At 69.6% G+C, this 5,329-nt stretch carries 4 protein-coding genes; 2 read left to right on the top strand and 2 right to left on the bottom strand.

Annotated features, from left to right (window positions below; genetic code table 11):
- The first annotated feature begins 121 nt into the window (after positions 1 to 121).
- Entirely contained in the window at positions 122 to 868 is a 747-nt protein-coding gene (locus tag L0H79_RS20380; RefSeq protein WP_301486469.1) for a YggS family pyridoxal phosphate-dependent enzyme, read from the top strand.
- 153 nt (positions 869 to 1,021) lie between these two features.
- Entirely contained in the window at positions 1,022 to 1,921 is a 900-nt protein-coding gene (locus L0H79_RS20375; protein WP_301486468.1) for a hypothetical protein, read from the top strand.
- Positions 1,922 to 2,173: 252 nt separating this feature from the next.
- On the opposite strand, the gene pntB is transcribed toward L0H79_RS20375, so the two are convergent.
- Positions 2,174 to 3,598, bottom strand: coding sequence for a Re/Si-specific NAD(P)(+) transhydrogenase subunit beta (gene pntB / locus L0H79_RS20370; protein ID WP_301486467.1), 1,425 nt, complete (start codon positions 3,596 to 3,598; stop codon positions 2,174 to 2,176).
- Positions 3,599 to 3,601: 3 nt separating this feature from the next.
- Positions 3,602 to 5,161: a Re/Si-specific NAD(P)(+) transhydrogenase subunit alpha gene (locus L0H79_RS20365; protein ID WP_301486466.1), complete on the bottom strand. Its 1,560-nt coding sequence runs from the start codon at positions 5,159 to 5,161 to the stop codon at positions 3,602 to 3,604.
- Positions 5,162 to 5,329 lie beyond the last annotated feature (168 nt).

The following is a 5,329-nucleotide window of genomic DNA, read 5'->3' as shown; positions in this document are numbered from 1 at the left end:
ATGCCGAACGGTCCGTTCGGGGTCGGGCGGGCCGGTAGACGCCGGTGTTCGGTCACGAACGTCCGGTTCGACCGTCGAGCGCGGGGCCCGACGCGCACCCGCGGTGTGCTTGGCTGACGCCATGGACGACATCGCCACCAACCTGCGCACCATCGAGGACCGGATCGCCGCCGCCTGCCGCAAGGTGGAGCAAGACCCGTCGAGTGTCCGGCTGCTGCCGGTGAGCAAGACGATGTCGACCGACAAGATCATGGCGGCCTACGACGCCGGCTACCGCCGCTTCGGGGAGAACAAGGTCCAGGAGGCCCACGACAAGTGGGAGCGCCTGAGCGATGTCGACGGCCTCGAGTGGGCCGTCATCGGGCATCTGCAGCGCAACAAGGCCCGGCTCGTCGCGCAGTTCGCCAGCGAGTTCGAGGCCCTCGACTCGCTCAGGCTCGCCAAGGAGCTCGACAAGCGCCTCCAGGCGCAGGGTCGCCGGCTCGACGTGCTCGTCCAGGTCAACTCGTCCGGTGAGGAGAGCAAGTTCGGGCTGGCCCCCGAGGCCGTCGTCGGCTTCGCTCGGGAGCTCGCCGCGTTCGACGCGCTGCGGGTCCGGGGCCTGATGACGCTCGCCGTGTTCTCGTCGGAGCAGACCAGAGTCGCGCAGTGCTTCCAGCGGATGGTCGACGTGCGTGAGCGGCTGCGCCAGGCAGACGACGTCACGGTCGGCGAGGGCTGGGAGGAGCTGTCGATGGGCATGTCCGGAGACTTCGAGCTCGCCATCGAGTATGGCGCCACGGTCGTCCGCGTCGGGCAGGCCATCTTCGGCGCGCGGCTCGACCCGAACGCCTACTGGCCCGGGGCAGGCGAAGCGGCGGGCGGCTGAGCGGCATACGGGCTGTGCCGCGGAACGACCACTATTCGTGGCCGCCGTGCCTCCTGAGCATGAGTCCACTCCGTCTAGACGAATAGTGATCGTCCGGCGGTACCTGTGGATAACTCCGAGGACGGCCACGCTGGATCCGCGATGGTTGTCGCCATGCCCCAGCACCCGATCGCAGGCACCCTCGATGCCCGTGGCGGAGTCGCCAGCAGCGCCGAACTTCGTCGCTGGTACAGCGCCCGCCAGATCCGCCAAGCCGTCGTCGACGGCCACATCCTGCGAGACGCCCGGGGGCACTATGCGCTCGCCTCGGCAGACGAAGGGCTGCGGGCGGCGCGACGGTTGCGAGCCGTCGTGGTGACTCGCAGCGCCGCCGCGTTCTACGGCTGGCGCCTCAAGACCCAGCCGCCACGACCCGAGGTCGCTGTGCCACGCGGTCGCAAGGTGAGTGCGATCGACCGGCAGCGCTATGCGGTCAGCTGGCGGACGCTGCCCCCTGCCGCGCTGCTGGGAGCCCACGTCACGACTCCGGTGCGGACTGTCGTCGACTGTGCGGTCGCGCTCCCCTTCGACGAGGCGCTCGCGATCGCCGACTCGGCTCTGCGCAGCGGCAGCGTGAGCCCTGGGCAGCTGCTCGATGCCGCGCAGGATGTGAAGCGTGCCGGACGTCAGCGAGCCCTGCGTGTCGCGCATCATGCCGACCGACGCGCGGAGAACCCGTTCGAGTCCGTCGTCCGGGCCATCAGCCTCGACGTCGCCGGCCTGAGGCTGCAGCCGCAGGTCTCGCTGCGGTCGGCGGGTCGGGTCATCCATCCCGACCTCGCCGACAGGGACCTCGGCATCGCGGTCGAAGCGGACAGCTACGAGTACCACACCACCCGCCAGCAGATCGACATCGACTGTCACCGCTATACGGAGCTCGGCCTGGGCGGTTGGCTCGTGCTCCGGGTCTCGCACCAGCAGGCGATGCACCGGCACGGATGGGTACGTTCCGCGTGCGAGCGCGCGGTCGAGTACCGCCGCACGACCCCATTTCGGGCCGGCGCTTCGGGGTGAGCGTGGAGCCGACCGACGCCGGATGAATAGTGCTCGTCCAGCGGCACAACACGCACGCGGGTATGCCGCCCGCCCGACCCACGCGCGGACCGCTGGGCCTCGCAGCAGCGAGACCGCGTGACCGCGCGGTCGCGCTCACGCCGAGTCAGCGGCATACCCGCGTGCCGTGGAACGACCATCATTCTGCTCGGCCGTGCTCACCCAGCACGAGCGCTCACCGACCGGTCGAGTAGTGGTCGTCGGGCGGAACGGTCACAAAGCCTTGATGATGTCCTCGACCCGGTCCTTCGCGTCGCCGAAGAGCATCGCCGTGTTGTCGCGGAAGAAGAGCGGGTTCTGCACCCCGGCATAGCCCGCGGCCATCGACCGCTTGAAGACGATGACGTCGCGGGCCTTCCACACCTCGAGCACGGGCATCCCGGCGATCGGCGAGGACGGGTCCTCGGCCGCGGCCGGGTTGACCGTGTCGTTGGCGCCGATGACGAGCACCACGTCGGTGTCGGGGAAGTCGTCGTTGACCTCGTCCATCTCGAGGACGATGTCGTAGGGCACCTTCGCCTCGGCGAGCAGGACGTTCATGTGCCCGGGCAGGCGGCCGGCCACCGGGTGGATCCCGAACCGGACGTCGATCCCGCGCTCGCGCAGCTTGGCGGTGAGGTCGGCGACCGGGTACTGCGCCTGGGCGACCGCCATGCCGTAGCCGGGCGTGATGACGACCGAGTGGGCGCTCTTGAGCAGTTCGGCGACCTCGGCGACCGTCGTGTCCCGGTGGTCTCCGTAGTCGACCTCCTCGCCGGTCACCGTCCCGTCGGACCCGAAGCCGCCGGCGATCACGGAGACGAACGACCGGTTCATCGCCTTGCACATGATGTAGGACAGGTAGGCACCGGAGGAGCCGACGAGCGCGCCGGTGACGATGAGCAGATCGTTGTCCAGCATGAAGCCCGCAGCGGCCGCGGCCCATCCCGAGTAGCTGTTGAGCATCGAGATGACGACCGGCATGTCACCGCCGCCGATTGAGGCGACCAGGTGCCAGCCGAACGCCAGCGCGATCACCGTCATGATCCCGAGCGGCAGGATCGCCGGCGACACGACGAACCACACCATCAGCGCGAGCGAGACCACCACCGCGGCGAGGTTGAGCCAGTGCCGCGCGGGGAGCATGAGCGGACGGCTCGAAATCTTGGCCGACAGCTTGAGGAAGGCCACGATCGAGCCGGTGAAGGTCACCGCCCCGATGAAGACCCCGAGGAAGATCTCGACGAGGTGCACGGCGTCGGTGCCGCCCGGCGTCGCACCGACGGCGAGCTCGGCCACCGGGTGCGTCTCGGTCGACACGAGGTACGTGTTGTACCCGACGAGCACCGCGGCGAGGCCGACGAAGCTGTGCAGCATCGCGATGAGCTCGGGCATCTCGGTCATCCCGACGCGGACGGCGAGCCGGACGCCGATCGCGGCCCCGATCGCCATGGCGACGATGATCGCGACCCATTGGGGCAGCCCCGCGGACTTCCCGGCGATCCACAGGGTCGCGACGAGCGCGATGACCATGCCGATGATGCCGTAGGTGTTGCCCCGCTTGGAGCTCTCGTGCCTCGAGAGCCCGGCGAGGCTGAGGATGAACAGGATCGCGGCGACGAGGTAGGCGGCGCCGACGATGGCGAGGTCGGTCGTCATGGGTCAGCCCTTCCGGAACATCGTCAGCATGCGTTGGGTCACAGTGAAGCCACCGAAGATGTTGATGCTCGCGACCAGCGTCGCGACGAACCCGATGACCGCCACGGCCGCGACCGACGAGGTTCCCGAGGTCCCGAGCTGTAGCAGCGCACCGACGATGATGATGCCGCTGATCGCGTTCGTCACCGACATCAGCGGGGTGTGCAGCGAGTGCGCGACGTTGCCGATGACGTAGAACCCGATGACGACCGCGAGCGCGAAGACGGTGAACGGGGCGAGGAACGTCCCTTTCGACAGGGCCGTGATGACGATGAACACGAGCGCGGCTATCGCCATGCCGGTATGCCGCCGAGTCAGGCTGCGTGGGCCTGCGGGCTCGGCCTTGGCCACCTCCTTGTGCGCCGCCGGTGCCGCAGGGGCGGGCGTCGCGCTGACCGGCAGCGGCGGTGGGGGCCACAGCAGCTCGCCGTCACGCGCGACCGTCATGTTGCGCTGCACCGGGTCGTCGAAGTCGAGCACGAGCTGCCCGTCCTTGCCCGGGGTGAGCAGCTTCATGAGGTTGACCAGGTTGGTGCCGTAGAGCTGGCTGGCCTGGGTCGGCAGCCGCGCCGCGAGGTCGGTGTAGCCGATGATCTTGACGCCGCTGTCGGTCACGGTGAGCTCGTCGGCGACCGCGCCCTCGACGTTGCCGCCGGTGGCGGCGGCCATGTCGACGATGACCGAGCCGGCCTTCATCGAGCGGACCATCTCGCCGGTGATCAGCCGCGGCGCCGGCTTGCCCGGGATCAGGGCCGTCGTGACGATGATGTCGATCTCCGGGACCTGGGCGGCATACATCTCGGCGGCTCGCTGGTTGTACTCCTCGCCCATCTCCTTGGCGTAGCCGGTCGCGCTCGGTCCCGCCTCGGCCTCCGGCATCTCGACCGCGAGGAACTCGGCGCCCATCGACTCGACCTGCTCGGCGACCTCGGGCCGCGCGTCGGTGGCGCGCACGATCGCCCCGAGCGAGCGGGCCGTGCCGATCGCGGCGAGCCCCGCCACGCCCGCCCCGACGACGAGGACCTTCGCCGGCGGCACCTTGCCGGCGGCCGTGACCTGCCCGGTGAAGAACGACCCGAACTCGTGCGCCGCCTCGACGACGGCGCGGTAGCCGGCGATGTTGGCCATCGACGAGAGGACGTCGAGGGACTGGGCGCGGCTGATCCGCGGCACCGCGTCCATCGCCATCGCGGTGACGCTCGCCGCACGCAGCTTCTCGACCAGCTCGGGGTCGAGGGCCGGCGCCATGAGGCCGACGAGGACCGTACCGGGCCGCAGCAGCGCGATCTCGTCGTCGGCCGGCGGGTTGATCGCGTGGACGATCTCGGAGGACCAGGCCGTGTCACGGTCCACGACCCGGGCACCGGCAGCGACATACGCCGCATCGTCGAAGCTGGCCGCCTGCCCGGCACCGGACTCGATGACGACGTCATAGCCGAGGCCGACGAGCTGACCCACGGTCTTGGGTGTCGCGGCCACGCGCGTCTCATGCGGGTGGGTCTCACGGGGGACACCGATCTGCACGATGGCTCCTTCGGATGGGGGGCTGCCCACGAACCTAGAGCACGTCCCCGACACAATTCATCGGCGTGGGCAGAAATGAGACGTAGGCCGCCGGCTCCCCAAGTCGACCGGGCACCAACTGCCCGCTCGACTACTCAGGGGTGCCCACTCGACTGATCCTTGGTGCCC

Source organism: Intrasporangium sp., from assembly GCF_030452765.1.
Taxonomy (GTDB): Bacteria; Actinomycetota; Actinomycetes; order Actinomycetales; family Dermatophilaceae; genus Intrasporangium_A.
This window is presented reverse-complemented; position numbering and strand designations above follow the sequence as displayed.

What these genes read in the sequence shown, in the direction of transcription:
- L0H79_RS20380 (WP_301486469.1), top strand. Translation starts at nt 122, where the DNA reads ATGGACGACATCGCCACCAACCTGCGCACCATCGAGGACCGGATCGCC.
- L0H79_RS20375 (WP_301486468.1), top strand. Translation starts at nt 1,022, where the DNA reads ATGCCCCAGCACCCGATCGCAGGCACCCTCGATGCCCGTGGCGGAGTC.
- pntB (WP_301486467.1), bottom strand. Translation starts at nt 3,598, where the DNA reads ATGACGACCGACCTCGCCATCGTCGGCGCCGCCTACCTCGTCGCCGCG.